Raw genomic sequence first — 14,703 nt, 5'->3', positions numbered from 1 at the left:
ATAGCAAAAATTCTATATAGGATCTTATATGGAGGAATTGCGAATAAGATCCAGATGCAAGGGCATAGCAGTAAAGTAAATCGCAAAGACCGATATGGATAAGTTAACGATAAATTTAGACCATACCACCTTCCCAACAATCAACGCTCAAATGGCCGGTCAAAAGAATCGCATATCCCGGGTCGACAAACAGTTACTCAGGTTTCAATTATATTAAAGACAGGTCGGTAACTAGCTGAGTGTCGTCATCGACAGTGACACTGGCGCTGGTAAAAAACACATTTAAGTGGTTACGCGGTGTAAAGCATCATTTTATTTACGGGCATAAAAAAAGCGGCAAACTGCCGCTTTGTGAAATGTTAGTGAGCGTTATTAATAGGCGTTCTTATTAATAAAGCCATTGAAAATAGTCATAAACACTATTTTGATATCGAACCAAATAGACCAGCGGTGTATGTAATCCAAATCATATTCTACGCGCTGTACCATTTTGTTAGTTGTCTCAGTCTCACCACGCAGGCCATTTACCTGTGCCCAGCCGGTAATTCCTGGTTTAACTTTATGGCGTAACATGTAGCCTGTAATGATTTTGCGGTATTCCTCGTTATGCGCCACAGCGTGAGGGCGAGGGCCAACAATCGACATACGGCCTTGCAGAACATTAATAAACTGCGGAAGTTCATCCAAAGAAGTTCTTCTTAAGAAACCACCAATCTTCGTTAAACGGGCATCGTTTTTGGTTGCTTGTTTTACAACTGCACCATTATCTTGCGTGGTCATAGACCGGAACTTATAAACCGTAATTTGTTTACCATCTAATCCGTAACGCTTTTGTTTAAAAATAACGGGCCCTTTGGATGTAAGCTTAACTGCTGCTGCAATCGCTAACATAGGAACAGATATAAGCATTAAAATTAGAGTACTTAAAACAATATCTTCAAAACGCTTAAGAACGTCGCTCGCACCTTGGAACGGGGTGTCGTAAACACTTAGTGCTTGCACGTTACCTACTGTTTGCCAGCGAGCATTTAGTAGGTTGTACATGAAGAAGTTCGGAATAACATAAACGTTTGCCGTGGTGTCACTACACTGCTCTAATATGCTGCGAATTCGGTTTTCTGCACTCATCGGAAGGGCAATGTAGATGTAATCAACCTCATTGCGCTTTGCCATTTCTATCGCAGCTTCAATGTTGCCTAACACAGCCCCTTGCATCTCGTGTGGAAGGCGCTCTGGCTCACGGTCATCGAAGAGGCCATTGAACTTGATACCCAAGTGCTCATTTTGTTGTATCTGAAGTGCGACATTCGCGCCAAGTTGAGTAGCGCCTATTATTATAGAGCGACGTGAGTTCAAACCACTTTTACGAATGCGAAATAAAAATTTTCGCATAACAAATCGCCACATTATTAAAACAACGAATGACGATGCGAACCACAGTAAAATTGCAGGCGGCGGGGTCTTGATTTCTTGAACAAAGAAATATCCCATCGTCATAGTGCCTAAAATACTCAATGCCCACGTGATAGCCGCTGCTCTCAGCATTTCCTGGGTTCCATGACCGCGCCAAGACCGATAAAGCTCCACGCCTTCTGCTGAAATTTGAAAGCAAATTACATTGATAAATAAAAGGATAAGACTTGTCGTGTCTATCTGGTTTCCGTAATACGCAGCAGATGAATAATAAAGAATGGTAACAAGGGAAAGATCAATAAGTCTGTAAACAGTAGAAAAACCGCTCTGGTTTCTAACAACTAAACCACCATTGGTATTAGGTTCTACCGGATGAGCTTTTATCGCTTTGTTAGATTCTACTCTATTGTCCATTTAGGTAATCTCTAGGTGAAAAGTGAAGGCCGCCGTGGATGGCTTGGTTGTTTTACTAGCCTGATCCAATTATTACGTGAACAGTAAAAACAGCTAATACGTTTGTCTAAAAGTAAGCAATAGTTGTGCCTAATAATGGCGCGGTGTTTGCTGCTTTTACAACTATGTGTTTTTGACACGTTAATCTTAGTTATTTCAGAACTACTATTTTTCATTGTAACAATATTGGACTGTTATTGTAATTTTATTACAGCAAACAACTTTATTTCGTACTAATTTGGTGCAGAAAGAGTAGAATGACGCTCACAAGCTTTCCATTCGTTACATAAATACGATAGCATACTGAGCAAAATAACGTGTCGACATATAGCTGAAACAATACCTAAGTACTTTATAAAATACTTTTGATTTAGCTAATGTGTCTGCGAGCGGCCGTTTGTTGAGCGCAGGCGAGTTAACGAAACTTTTTCTACGTTTAGTTAAGAGGCCAAAAAACGGCACGTCTATTGCTCGTGTTCAAATATAGTTTAGATATTCCGGTAAAAAAACACCAAAAATTGTAAAAGATGCAGATTTTTCTTTTACTAGAGCTATACGCTTGTGTAGTGGGTGAAAGCTAAACGAAGTTACCGTTATTAGATTGTCATTACAGATAGGTCATCGAAGGAAGGAAAAAACATGTTTAAAAGGACCAAAAGCATCATAGCAATGTCGGTAATTTGCGCCACCCCGACACTATATGCCCAAGAGGCCGGTCGAATTCAAGCAGGGCAGTTCGATTTAATTCCATCATTTTCATCGTCGATGGCTTACGTCGATAATGTTGCGTATGCGCGTGATGATGACCCCAAAATATACAGCTGGCGCACTACGTTATCGCCGGAACTAATCGCAGCTACAGAAGTAGATGGTAACCCAGTTCAAGTTGGTTATAGATTAGAACGCGGCGTTTATTTTTCCAGTGATAACGACGATTACACTGACCACTTTGTAGAAGCTTCGGGTGACTTTGAGTTGAACAGTCGCCATCGAATCAATGCTATCGCTCAATATGAAGACGGTCATGAAGACAGAGGCACCGGCTTCTCACTAGGCCTTGGTACAGCTATTACTACTCCTGACAGGTACAAAAGTACTTATTTTGGCGGTGAATACATGTACGGTGCCGCTACATCTGATGGCTTGCTAACGCTTAAAGCTAACCGTGAGACTCTTGACTATGATAGATCTGAACAAGCTTACCTAATTCGAGATCGTGTGAAAAATAAGGTGGGCGCTGAATTGGGTTATAGAATTGGTTCAGCGACTACTGCTGTACTTGACGTTACCCAAACCTACGTCAGATACGATAACCAAACCGGCATTGAAACACGTGATAGTGACGAAACACGCGTTCTATTGGGTGTAACTTGGGAATCGACTGCTGCAACAACGGGTTTTGCGAAAGTCGGTTATAAAGAGAAAGATTTTGAATCTGCGACTAGAAGCACTTTCTATGGGACTGATTGGGAGGTTGGAGTAGAATGGCAGCCTGTTTCGTATTCAACGTTTCGCTTCTCTACCAACGCCGACACCCGAGAAACTAATGGGGAAGGGAACTTTATTCGAGGCAGAGATTATTCTGCATCTTGGAACCATGAGTGGTTAGAACGTTTAAGCTCTTCTGTAACCATTGCTCGTGAAACAAATGAATATGTACTTGATGATGACGGTATAGCAAACCGTGATGACGAATTGATGCGTTATTCAGCTTCTCTTAATTATCAAGCACGTCGTTATTTATCATTCTCGTTATTTTATCAATTAGCTGATCGTGACAGTAACAGAGAAGCTATAGGTTATGATAGAAACGTTGTTGGTTTATCCGCTGAGGTTACGTTGTGAAGAATAGTGTAGTTCTAAGCTTCTTCTTTATTTGTTATTTGTTCATTTCTAACGTTGTAGTAGCCCAAGAGGGCAACTTAAGCATGAGCCAATATCAATTAGGCTCTGGCGATAGAATTCAAATAAGCGTTTTTGGGCAAGAAGACCTTTCAATGGAAGTTCGCCTTCCAGACGTAGGTACTATTAATTACCCATTTTTAGGTGAGATTAAACTGGTAGGTATGACAGCCGCTGAAGTAGAGCAACTTATCTACGAAGGGTTACTAGGGGATTACCTTATTAACCCATCTGTTTCTGTCGCTATCGTAGAATATCGCCCGTTCTTTATTGATGGTGAAGTTAAGCGCCCTGGCGGCTATGCTTATCAACCCGGTCTGTCAGTAAATAAAGCGGCCGCGTTAGCAGGTGGGTATACCGAACGTGCAGCGCGCGACAAAATTACCATCATTCGCGAAAAAGACGGCAGAACTAACGAGTTCACAGTAACGGTTAGCGATATGATCCAGCCTGGTGACATCATCACCATTAATCAGCGTTTCTTCTAAATTATACGTAGCGTTCAGGAATAAAAATGGCAGTAAATAGCAGGGAAGAGTTAAACGCCGGTGTGTTTGAAAATGAAACCATCGACATTGCTCACTATTTAGGAATTATAAAGCGTTACGCATTTCGTATTGTTTCATTAGCTATCGCCTTTACCATATTGGTGGCGTTACTGGTAATGCGCATGACGCCAATGTTCACCTCTACTACTACTATTTTGGTAGAGGCCGACAAGGCAAATGTGGTTTCAATTGAAGAGGTATACGGCTTAGATACCAAGCGTAAAGACTACATGCAAACGCAGTTTGAAATATTGCAGTCACGTCAAATTGCAGAGCGGACGGTAGAGAGCTTGTCGCTATGGAATAATGAAGACTTTATGCCCGCTAAGGAAGAGCCAGGCATTGTAGACCAAATTAAGGCAAGCCTTCTGGAGGCACTGCCATTTTTGCCCCAAGAAGACCCAAAAGAGCTGACTGAAGAGCAAGTCCTAGCGGCTAAAAAGCGTAAAGCCACATCCTTATTAATGAGCGCGTTATCAGTAGAAATGGTAGATAACACGCAAGTAATGCGTATCACTGTTACTACCGAATCTCCGCAGCTGTCGGCTGAACTAGCTAACGCAGTTACCGATGTGTACATTGAAAACTACCTTCAAGCTAAGCTGGATATGACAGCAAAAGCGACGTCTTTTCTTACAGAAAGCCTTGAAGGGTTGAAGCAAAAGCTAGACGTAGCAGAACGTAACTTGGCAAAGTTCTATGAAGAAAACCAAGTGGTAAACATTGATGGTGTAGTCGGTTTAGCGTCTGAAGAACTAGAGCAACTAAGTAAGCAGTTATTAGATGCACAGACGGCGCTTAAACTAAACGCTGTTATTTACAAACAAACACGTAACGATGTTTCATTAGATGACATTGCACGCCTGCCTGAAGTACTTAATCACCCGACTATAAGAGACGTTCGTCGTGACGAAGCTAAGGCAATGACGCGAGTGAGTGAGCTTAGTAATGTATACGGCCCGAAACACCCGCGCATGATTGCAGCAAACGCTGAGCTTTCATCAATAAGAGAAACATTAAGCGGCCAAATACGCGACCTTATTAGAAGTATTACAACGCAATATGAAGTATCTGAAGATAGGGTGGCGCAATTAGAGCGAGAAGTGTCTCGTGCGAAAGCCGAATTTCGCGACCTATCCGCGCTGGATAATCAGCGCAAAGCCCTTCAGCGCGAAGTTGATATTAATCAGCAGCTATACAATTCATTCTTTACACGCTTAAAAGAAACAGACGAGCTAGGTGGGTTTGAATCTGCAAACGCAAGAGTGTTGGATGAAGCGCTTCCAAACTATGTGCCTTCAAAACCAAATAAAAAATTGTTAATTGGCGCAGCTTTCGTATTTAGTGTGGGTTTTGGTGTGTTCTTAGCTATTGCGATGGAAACGCTTAACAGTGGTATACGTTCAGTTGAAGATGTAGAGCGTAAGCTAGGGCAGCGTATGTTGGGGCTTATTCCTTGGCTACCACATAAGAAAAAGACCGACTTACCAGTTCGTTCATTCTTCGATGGCAAAAAACACCAGTTTGCCGAGTCTGTTCGTACACTGCGTACTAGCTTGTCTTTATTGAATTTAGACAAAGAGCAACAAGCTATAATGGTAACCTCAAGTGTACCTAAAGAAGGTAAAACGACGGTTTCTATAAACTTGGCGTTCGCCTTAGGTCAGCTTGATAAAACTATACTTATTGATGCGGACTTACGTCGCCCTAGTGTAGGTAAGCAATTTAACATTCCCAACTATCAGCCGGGCGTAGCCAACCTTATCTTGAAGTCTCATACATTGGATGAGTGCTTGGTTAGAGATGAAGAGTCTAATATCGACATCTTATCAGCAGGTACTATACCTTCTAACCCGCAGGAGCTCTTGTCTGATAAAGGTTTCAACGAGCTTATTGAGCTGTTAAAAACTCAGTATAAGTACGTTGTCATTGATACTGCACCTACTCAAGCGGTAAGCGACTCTATGTTGATTGCTAACTCTTGTGACTCGGTAATTTACGTAGTACGTGCGGATAGTACCAGTGAAAAGCTTATTAACAATGGCTTGTCTCGTTTCTTACAAGTAGGTCACCGCCTTGATGGTGTAGTACTAAATCAAGTAGACTTACGCAAATCAGGGGCAGCACAGAGGTACGCTGGTTTTTATGACCAATACGGATATACCAGTCATAAAAGCAGCTAACAGCATTTATTGATAGACTTACATAGCCACATATTACCTGGCATCGACGATGGTGCCAGGTCTTTAGACATTGCCTTGGAAATGGCGCAGCAAGCTGTAGATGGCGGTGTTCGCCATATGGTTTGCACACCACATATCCACAAAGGCTACTTTGACAATACGTTAAAGTCTATTGAACATTCTTTTCTAGAATTCAAAAAAGAAATTATCCGTGCATCTATACCTCTTTCTCTCTCTTATGCCGCAGAAGTGCGCGTTAACGAGCTAATTCCTGTTTGGTATAAGCAAAAAGCACTGCCTTTTTTAGGTACATATAATGGTAAGCATATTCTGTTGCTTGAAATGCCACATAGCCATATACCACAAGGCTTAGAAGTGCTTATAAAATGGCTTTTAAAAAATAATGTGCAGCCCCTTATTGCACACCCAGAGCGGAATCGCGAGTTGCTAGCCGAGCAGCATAAATTTAGTTGGCTGCAGCGCCAGGGCTGTATATTCCAAGTTACCGCTGGTGCCTTAACAGGTCGTTTTGGTGACAAAGTAGAAGATTTTGCACTGTCAATGATGCGAAACAAAGCATTCCATGTAGTGGCGTCAGACACCCACGACCTTGTACGCCGTCCAAACGATATGGGTGCCGCTTACGACGTTGTGTCGGCATTCAGTGATGAATTTGCGCAAGAAGTTTTTGTAACGCGGCCTGGTGCGATAGTGTCGTTCGATTAAAAAAATGAACCAATCAATGACTAGCCGATTACTTAACATCTTCAAAGATAACAGCTTAATACTGAAGTGGATCATGGTGCTACTTGCCGGTTTCTCTTTTTTGTGGAGCTTCCAGCTTTTTATTGCGGGTAACGCGTATTACAGCGTGAAAAATGATATTGAAGGATGGCAACTAAGTCCTGAAAAAGCTTCAATAAAGCAAGTTGACAGTGGTCTAAGTAAAATTGGCAGCGCTATCGATTACTTCCCCGATAACGCTCTGTATTATCAAATACAGGGGCAGCTATTCGAGTGGAAAGCTATTGTTGAAAAGAGAAGTGAAGAATCGGTCGATGCTGGTTCAGACTTAAATACCATTAATGCCAACTTAAACAATGCGGCAATAAGCTATCAAAAAAGCCTGCTATTACGGCCTACCTGGAGCGGCAGTTGGATCGGCTTGGCTTCTGTAAAACTGCTACAAAACGAGTTGGATAATGAATTTTACTATTATGTAAAAAACGCGAAGCAAGCCGGCCCACAAGATGCCATAGTGCATAAGTTTATTGTGGAGTTCGGTTTAGAAATGTTTAGTTCAAGGTCTATTCACTACGTAAAAATTAAAGAGCAATTGAAACAGCATTTGAATTTAGGCCTTCAGAACCCGCTTAGCAGAGATTTTGTTTTAAAGGCAATACAAAAGCACAATGCGAGTGGAACCGTTTGTAGATGGTTGCGTGACGCCATTTACCCAGTTCGAAAACGCATTCCTAACTGTATAACGTATGATTAGTTAGCCTTTTCCGTTTAGCCAATCCCATAAGCCTAACGAGAATCCTTCAAAAAGGTTTATACCCAGCCAGCTTTTTAAAATATACAGCAGCACCAAACCTACTACTAAAGATACGCATAAGAATAAAGCAATCATCGCTGCCATCACCAGTTTGCCTATACGGCTTTCGGTACGCGATAGGTCGCGCTTATCTCTACCTGCCAATAAAACAAAATAATATCGGCTTCGCAGTAAACCTATAGTGCCTCTTACGTCAACTTTGTGGCTACCCCATCGCCGCCCGGCTAGGGCTGTGTTTAAATGAAACAGTTGGTCGTCAGTAAAAGAATCGGCAACATTTTTGGGCATACGTTCCAGCATATGTTGAACGTTTGGCTCTTCTTTTATCGGTCGCTTTATCTTTAATACCACACAAATCCCCTTGTGTTATAAAAACCAATGCTGGTTATCTATCATGCCTTCCCATAGGTATATCGCGGCTTAACACACCTAGCGCTAACAGTATAATAAATATAGCGGTATTTGCCGGTGCTTGTAGAGGGAAGTCGACAGTACTGTGTAAAGCCATTCCTATTATTGCCATAATACCTGCAAATGCGGTTCCTCGCGGAAGGGGGTGTCTTCGGTGCCGTATTGCGGTTAAGGCGCTTTTCGCGCATAGCAATACAAGCACGGCTATAATGGCTGCGCCTACTATGCCGAATTCAAGAGCAAATTGAAGATATTCGTTATGAGCATGATCGTAAAAGTGCTGAATAGATTCACTTTGAACCTGCGGGTATACCGTATAAAAGGTACCTCCGCCTGTACCGATAATTCCATATTTTAAAAGAAGGGGAAGGGCATCGGTAACAACTTCATCCCTGCTTTCTTGGGTTAAGTTTGTTTGCTCTAAACGTTGCTGCACTTGCTTAAGTCCAAAAAGGCTACTAACAATAAGAATGTCGATTACCAGCATACTAATAAACAGTACTACATAGCTTTTTTGGCGTGGTTTAAAGTAAATTAAGCCTAGCGTGGCAGTAATAGTCATAGCAATGAAAAAGGCACTGTTACCCATTCTAGAGCGAGACATAACTAACGCGATAACCATAATGATAATACCGATTCGAAACAGCACTTTATTACTTAACCAAAAGCGCACTATTCTACGTAATCGCTCTCTTGGGCTAGAACCGCTTCGAACACGTAAACTCGCTATCATGTAACCAATGGCAGCACTTAAGCAAAGTAATAGAAAATTGGCATAATGATTTTTATAAACAAAGCTTCCCGTGGCAATATGAGAAACAGGCAGTTTAAAAATTAAGCTGTACTTTAAGCCAGACAATACTTCCAATGCACCATATATAGCTTGAAGCACACCAGCAGCGCTAATTACTATCAAAGTGTACCTAAGGCGTTTACCTGTGTTGATAAGCGTAAGTGCAATGAAAAACAAGAAGCAATAGGCAAGCGATTTAAAAAACGTAACGTTGCTTTGCCCAACATCGAAACTTAGCGAAAGCCACTGCGACCTTATATCTTCCAAGTACTGAGTATTTTGGCTCATCGTAAAGTGAACGCGTTCAGGGCGAAGGGCTTCAACTAAAGAAAAAGGAAGGGGAATGATATTAACTAGCTGCCAAGCTAAGAATGCCATCCATACAATAACAAGCACCTTGTATTGTGCGTATAGCTTTGATAGTAAAAAGTTGTTAATGAGTAATAAAGCGCCGCCAATAAAGAAAAACGACATTTGCATTAACGCCCATGCCCACGGGCGATTGGCTCCTAGTGACAAAGGCAGCCAGAACAAGGTAAATAAAAGAAAACCGAAAAGAAACTTTTCGGTTTTCTGAAAATTAAACATAAGCAATTACAACTAACTAAAGTAGAATTTAAATATAAATTAAAGCAACCTAGTTAGCTGAAATGGTTGTGTCGCCACCGCCTGCGCCTGCAGCTCCAGTACCTACACCTAGCGGAGAAAACGTAGTGCCTGCAGCACCTGCGGCAGTAGCCGTTAACGTGCTAGGATCGACGCCTGCATTAATAACCGCTAATAAGGCGTCTTCTTCACTAATAACCTGCATTTGAAGGGCTATGTTGTAAATTTCGTTAGCGTCTTCAGGAAACATTAAAATAGTAATGGTAACAATCTGTGCAGCCTGTTCAGGAAACGCTGTAAAACCTGCTATCGCAAGTTCAAACCCTGTGGCGTTATCATTCAAAAGGCCCACTAATGATTCGAAAGCATTTTGATTTTCACCTAAATAAGCCATAGCCGATGCATCAAAAAATAGTGCTTCATTAAGTACAGTCTGGCTTACTACACTGGCTGCTTGCTCAACTGCGGCACCTTCTTCAATTTCAGTAACCAAAAGGTTCCTAACTTGCAAACCTGGTCCGTTGCCTTCTTGTGCAAAAGAAACTGTCGAAAAAGCGATTAAAGCGCTTAAAAGCACAGATAAAAAAACGTTGCTACGCATAACTTATCCTTAGATTAAAAACGTCGGGTTAGCTTCTTGCTAACACCATATGGCCATATTGTACAACAAGTGAACGTCTAAGATCTCGTTTTTGTTGTACACCTATTCACTTATGCTCATTTTTCGCGTGTATTAAAACTGCCATAACGAAGGTTTGGCGAAGTGAAAACCCTGCTGATACGAGACATGTAGTTGCGATAGTGCAATCGACTCGGCTTCATTCTCAACAAGTTCAGCAATAATATTAATACTTAACCCGCGAGCGATACTCAATAAACTACTTACAAACAGCTGACTGTCTTTGTCTGAGTGAATATCTTTCGTAAGTTTGCCGGAAATTTTTACAAAATGAGGCTGAATAGCCCTTAACCCTACTAATGATGCAAGATTATCTCCAAAATGTTCAATGGTAATCATGCAACCTAAATTAACCAGCGACTTGCAAAACGATACTGCATCGTTTTTGTGGTGTATTAATGCAGAATCTTCTAACTCAAAGATCAAATAAGTGCATAGCGCTTCATTTTGGTTCAGTAAACCTAATAACCACTGCCTAAACGAAGCATTAGCTAGCGACGCGTTCGCAATGTTAATGGCAACATTACGTTTATCTTTTGCTAGCTTATTAAGCACTAGGCTAACCACCAACTTATCGACCTCAGGAATTAAGTTCAAGCGCTCTGACGCCGGAATTAATTGAGACATTGGTATTGGGGAGCCAGTATCTTTGTCTTTAAATCGCGCAAACGCCTCGCAGTAAGCGGGTGTGTTTTTTTCAACATTCATTACAGGCTGAATAAGTATATCAGCGTATTGCTGATCTAAAATTTGGTTTAAACGCTCTTTCCACGCTGTGTTACTGTGAATATGAGAAAGCTCAGAAGCGAACTGCCAGCCATGAGGCTGTTTGGTCGCAGCCATAAGCGCACTGTCGGCATTTTCCATAATTTCAGAAAAAGACTGTTCATCATTAAACTGCGCAGCGCCAATCCATACTGCTTTACTGCCATCTTTAAGTGAGTTGCAAGGCGCTAGGGTACTACAAAGTACGTTTATGTGGGCTTCACAATCTTGCTTAGTCATCGACTCTGTCACCAATACAAAATCAGCGCCAGATACCCTAAACAGAAACGCCGTTTCCTGAATGCTAGAAGCAAAGTTCCTTAGCTCTTTAGCTACCGCAGTTACATAATTATCGCCATCTTGTGCGCCTAACGTCATGTTAATAGCGTTTAGTTGTGCAAGACGTATTAAAATAACATAGCCTTCATCCGAGGTGGCAGTTTTACTTAGTAGCGCGTTCATGTGGCGAGTGAAAGCGTTCCTGTTTTGCACACCGGTAAGGCTGTCTTCAAAGGCTTGAATTCTGAACTGTTCGGCTTTTTGGGTTAGCTCTTTAAACATTACCTCAACAGACGAAGAAAGCCTGTTTACTGCCTGAGTTATAAAAGAAAGTTCTTTCGTGAAAGGTTTGTAGTTAATGTGGGAAAACTTTTGGTTTTGTATATCTTCAATTTTGTTTACCACAATACGAAGGGGCTTTGTGATGGCAGTAATAATAAACAGCAGCGCAATATAGGCAAAAACAAAAGCAGCAAAGAACATAAACGCACTTTGCTTTACGCTTTCCCATAATGTTTCATTGGCAAGGCCTGGGTGACTTTGAACCGCGAGTTCGCCCGCCATCGTCCAACCATCATTTAATTCGGTTGTCTCTACCGGTGGTGTAACTTCCACAATGCTAGTAAACCAGTCTGGGACCGTATCAATGGTATTAGGGTTGCGCCTTTCAATCAGTAAATTCCCTTCCATATCTGTAATGGTTATGTATTGGTAAAACCCTCTATCAAAAATAGCATTTACCATGGTCTCGGCTACCGCTATACCATTGGCTTCACTCAAGTATGGGGTAATAGATAGCCCCAGCGAAGTCGCAGTATCTTGCGCGTGGGTGGCAAGCTGCTCGTTTACATACTCTCTGGTTAACTTAACGTTTATTATGAAAGAACCAGCAAAAACCAGTATTAAAAAAACGAGTAAGCTTGAACTTAATTGGGTAGATAGTCTCATTATTCTTGTTTATCTCCGTACATAACGCGGTCTAGCCGCTCTACCATATCGTCCCACATCTTCATTGGGCCGCTTCCCCTCAGCTTACGGCCCGTTCCCATAGCTTTAGCGGCCCACAAGCCGTTACCATTAAAGCTATAAATGGGTGACAAATCTCTTCTTTTATTAGCAGGCAATATACGCCTATTTATATTATCCAAAACAAGTGGAACAGAGGTTGGGGTTTCATAATACGCCAAAACCATGTGGGGTTGGCGTAATTCTAAGGCGGTTACATACATTAATCGCAACTGTTGTTCAGGAACGCCAAGTTCAATCAAAGAGAAGTATTTTGCAATAGTGTAGTCTTCACAGTCGCCAGCACCGGTAGAGATAAACTCAATTGGTGTTGCCCAATAATCTTTTTGTTGCCAGTGAACAAGGTCGTCTACAAAATCAAACCGGTTAAAAAAGCGGTTTATCTGGTAAAGCTTTTCGTCTAAGTCTTCGCTTTGTAGTTCACTAACCAATTGTCGCCATTTAGCAACGTTTTCGCTAGCCTCAGTGCCATAAACTGAACCAATACGGGCATAAACTTGCGGTGTGAACACGGTTTTTTGTTGTGCAATGGGCGATGTAACTGCCAGCAAAGTACACCCTATAATCACAACCATGCGAGCAGCTGATAACATGCCGCGCACAGTTAATAAGGCAAGAAAAGGTGAGCATGAACGTTTCTTTTGGTGCAAACCGTAGGTACTTTATGCAATAGATTAAGGCAAGTGTAAAAAATCTTTCACTACTATGGGTTAGCATAGCTTGCCTACCAATAACATAATGATGGCAAACTTATTAAGAACTTGAAAGGCATTTCAAAAGCCATAAAGTCTTTTTATTAAAAAGTGATCTTTCTGGCATGGTTTATGTTTAATTGTTTTTAATTAAGATTTTAAAATTATAAGTACGCGGTGCGGGTTATGAAGTTGTGCGCCGTCTGGTATCATTGCCAAGCTTTGTAGTAATTTTACAACGAAAAGGAACTTTCATGGAGTACTCAGCGCGTCCAGCGGTGTTTATCATTAATTCACTTGAAGGCGGTGGCGCTGAACGAGTAATGGTTAAGCTATTAACCATAATGCAATCGTACTTTGTTGCTAAACGTGTTCCTGTTCATCTTATTCTTCTTGACGACTTGCCAGAGTCACAGCTTTGCCCCGAGTACGTAAATAAAATAGTACTTAATGCTGAAGGCAGTTTGGTTTCAGGGTATAAGCAACTAAAACCCGTATTGGCAGACCTGAACCCAGAATATTGCTTCAGCTTTTTAACAAGAAGTAACTTCTTAAACGTTACCTTGGCTAAACGGCTAAAATTTAAAGCCATAATAAGCGAGCGGGTTAATACAACAAGCCATCTTTCCGGCGGGCTAAAAGACAGTGTTAGCCGACTATTAGTTCGTTTGTTTTACAACAAAGCTGACAGCGTTGTTGCCGTTTCTGAAGGTGTAAAAGCCGACCTTATCGACAACTATGCAGTATCAAGAGATAAAATTTCGGTGCTGTATAACCCGTATGATATTGAGCAGCTTCAAGCTCAGGCATCGGAAAATGTGTCGGACTTACCAGCAAAGCCTTACATTATTGGGGTAGGGCGCTTAGTCAAAAATAAAAATTTCACTTTACTACTTAACGCCTATGCTAAAGCTAACATAGCAGAAAACCTAGTAATTCTGGGCGTGGGCGATGAAGAAGCGAACCTAAAAGCACAAGCCAAAGACCTAGGAATTGAAAACAAAACGCAGTTTCTTGGTTTTAAAGCAAACCCATACCCTTATTTAAGCAATGCCGAATACTTTGTAAGTACGTCGAACGCTGAAGGCTTCCCTAATGCCATTGTTGAAGCCATGTGTTTAGAAAAAGCGGTAATAGCAACAAACTGCGAATCTGGCCCTGCAGAAATTATTGCCGAGCAATATCCTTACAGAGTAACTGGCGCTAGCAATGAAAAAAACGGTATTCTTTGTGAGTTGAATAACGCTGAAGGTGTTGCAAGTGCGTTAAGCTCATTCAGTGATGAAACTGTTCGGGCATCTTACGTTGCAAAAAGCAAAAACTGTGCAAAGCAATTTTCTTACAATGCCTTTCAAGAAAAAGTAATAGCCATTATTGAAAAGGTTTGCGAATAAA

12 protein-coding genes are annotated in these 14,703 nt (G+C 41.5%); 6 read left to right on the top strand and 6 right to left on the bottom strand.

Annotated elements, in window-relative coordinates; translation table 11 throughout:
* Positions 1 to 372 precede the first annotated feature (372 nt).
* Complete coding sequence (locus ACX5J7_RS16130) at positions 373 to 1,827, bottom strand: undecaprenyl-phosphate glucose phosphotransferase (protein WP_498707523.1); 1,455 nt, start codon at positions 1,825 to 1,827, stop codon at positions 373 to 375.
* 678 nt (positions 1,828 to 2,505) lie between these two features.
* On the opposite strand from ACX5J7_RS16130, the gene ACX5J7_RS16125 reads away from it, so the two are divergent.
* From ACX5J7_RS16125 to ACX5J7_RS16105, 5 genes are all read left to right on the top strand, one after another.
* Positions 2,506 to 3,711, top strand: coding sequence for an outer membrane beta-barrel protein (locus tag ACX5J7_RS16125; RefSeq protein WP_498707522.1), 1,206 nt, complete (start codon positions 2,506 to 2,508; stop codon positions 3,709 to 3,711).
* Between the two features lie 83 nt (positions 3,712 to 3,794).
* A complete protein-coding gene (locus ACX5J7_RS16120; protein ID WP_020744721.1) occupies positions 3,795 to 4,256 on the top strand; it encodes a polysaccharide biosynthesis/export family protein in 462 nt (153 codons plus the stop codon).
* Positions 4,257 to 4,282: 26 nt separating this feature from the next.
* Positions 4,283 to 6,499 carry a GumC family protein gene (locus ACX5J7_RS16115; RefSeq protein WP_498707521.1) on the top strand — a complete coding sequence of 739 codons (2,217 nt, stop codon included), beginning with the start codon at positions 4,283 to 4,285 and terminating at the stop codon, positions 6,497 to 6,499.
* Positions 6,500 to 6,508: 9 nt separating this feature from the next.
* The gene (locus tag ACX5J7_RS16110; protein WP_498707520.1) at positions 6,509 to 7,225 is read left to right on the top strand and encodes a tyrosine-protein phosphatase; all 717 of its coding nucleotides are present in this window, start codon (positions 6,509 to 6,511) and stop codon (positions 7,223 to 7,225) included.
* 16 nt (positions 7,226 to 7,241) lie between these two features.
* Positions 7,242 to 7,997 (top strand): VpsP family polysaccharide biosynthesis protein, encoded by a 756-nt coding sequence (locus ACX5J7_RS16105; protein ID WP_498707519.1) that lies wholly within the window; start codon positions 7,242 to 7,244, stop codon positions 7,995 to 7,997.
* On the opposite strand, the gene ACX5J7_RS16100 is transcribed toward ACX5J7_RS16105, so the two are convergent.
* The 5 genes from ACX5J7_RS16100 to ACX5J7_RS16080 all read right to left on the bottom strand — a co-directional run bounded on the left by ACX5J7_RS16100 (position 7,998) and on the right by ACX5J7_RS16080 (position 13,209).
* Positions 7,998 to 8,408 carry a 3-phosphoshikimate 1-carboxyvinyltransferase gene (locus tag ACX5J7_RS16100; RefSeq protein ID WP_498707518.1) on the bottom strand — a complete coding sequence of 137 codons (411 nt, stop codon included), beginning with the start codon at positions 8,406 to 8,408 and terminating at the stop codon, positions 7,998 to 8,000.
* Between the two features lie 34 nt (positions 8,409 to 8,442).
* A complete protein-coding gene (locus ACX5J7_RS16095; RefSeq protein WP_498707517.1) occupies positions 8,443 to 9,849 on the bottom strand; it encodes an O-antigen ligase family protein in 1,407 nt (468 codons plus the stop codon).
* Between the two features lie 49 nt (positions 9,850 to 9,898).
* Positions 9,899 to 10,468, bottom strand: coding sequence for a hypothetical protein (locus ACX5J7_RS16090; protein WP_498707516.1), 570 nt, complete (start codon positions 10,466 to 10,468; stop codon positions 9,899 to 9,901).
* A gap of 132 nt (positions 10,469 to 10,600) precedes the next feature.
* On the bottom strand, positions 10,601 to 12,538 hold the full coding sequence (locus ACX5J7_RS16085) for a bifunctional diguanylate cyclase/phosphodiesterase (RefSeq protein WP_498707515.1): 1,938 nt from the start codon (positions 12,536 to 12,538) through the stop codon (positions 10,601 to 10,603).
* Complete coding sequence (locus ACX5J7_RS16080; protein ID WP_498707514.1) at positions 12,538 to 13,209, bottom strand: transglutaminase-like cysteine peptidase; 672 nt, start codon at positions 13,207 to 13,209, stop codon at positions 12,538 to 12,540. The genes ACX5J7_RS16085 and ACX5J7_RS16080 overlap by 1 nt, the downstream gene beginning before the upstream one ends.
* Before the next feature lie 353 nt (positions 13,210 to 13,562).
* On the opposite strand from ACX5J7_RS16080, the gene ACX5J7_RS16075 reads away from it, so the two are divergent.
* Positions 13,563 to 14,702: a glycosyltransferase gene (locus ACX5J7_RS16075; protein ID WP_498707513.1), complete on the top strand. Its 1,140-nt coding sequence runs from the start codon at positions 13,563 to 13,565 to the stop codon at positions 14,700 to 14,702.
* The last annotated feature ends 1 nt before the right edge of the window (position 14,703 follow it).

Source organism: Alteromonas infernus (assembly GCF_902705815.1).
This window is presented reverse-complemented; position numbering and strand designations above follow the sequence as displayed.

Bases quoted from the DNA above. Each gene is read 5' to 3' on its own strand.
- ACX5J7_RS16130 (WP_498707523.1), bottom strand. From the start codon at position 1,827: ATGGACAATAGAGTAGAATCTAACAAAGCGATAAAAGCTCATCCGGTA.
- ACX5J7_RS16120 (WP_020744721.1), top strand. From the start codon at position 3,795: ATGAGCCAATATCAATTAGGCTCTGGCGATAGAATTCAAATAAGCGTT.
- ACX5J7_RS16095 (WP_498707517.1), bottom strand. From the start codon at position 9,849: ATGTTTAATTTTCAGAAAACCGAAAAGTTTCTTTTCGGTTTTCTTTTA.
- ACX5J7_RS16075 (WP_498707513.1), top strand. From the start codon at position 13,563: ATGGAGTACTCAGCGCGTCCAGCGGTGTTTATCATTAATTCACTTGAA.
- ACX5J7_RS16080 (WP_498707514.1), bottom strand. From the start codon at position 13,209: ATGTTATCAGCTGCTCGCATGGTTGTGATTATAGGGTGTACTTTGCTG.
- ACX5J7_RS16085 (WP_498707515.1), bottom strand. From the start codon at position 12,538: ATGAGACTATCTACCCAATTAAGTTCAAGCTTACTCGTTTTTTTAATA.
- ACX5J7_RS16115 (WP_498707521.1), top strand. From the start codon at position 4,283: ATGGCAGTAAATAGCAGGGAAGAGTTAAACGCCGGTGTGTTTGAAAAT.
- ACX5J7_RS16105 (WP_498707519.1), top strand. From the start codon at position 7,242: ATGACTAGCCGATTACTTAACATCTTCAAAGATAACAGCTTAATACTG.
- ACX5J7_RS16090 (WP_498707516.1), bottom strand. From the start codon at position 10,468: ATGCGTAGCAACGTTTTTTTATCTGTGCTTTTAAGCGCTTTAATCGCT.
- ACX5J7_RS16125 (WP_498707522.1), top strand. From the start codon at position 2,506: ATGTTTAAAAGGACCAAAAGCATCATAGCAATGTCGGTAATTTGCGCC.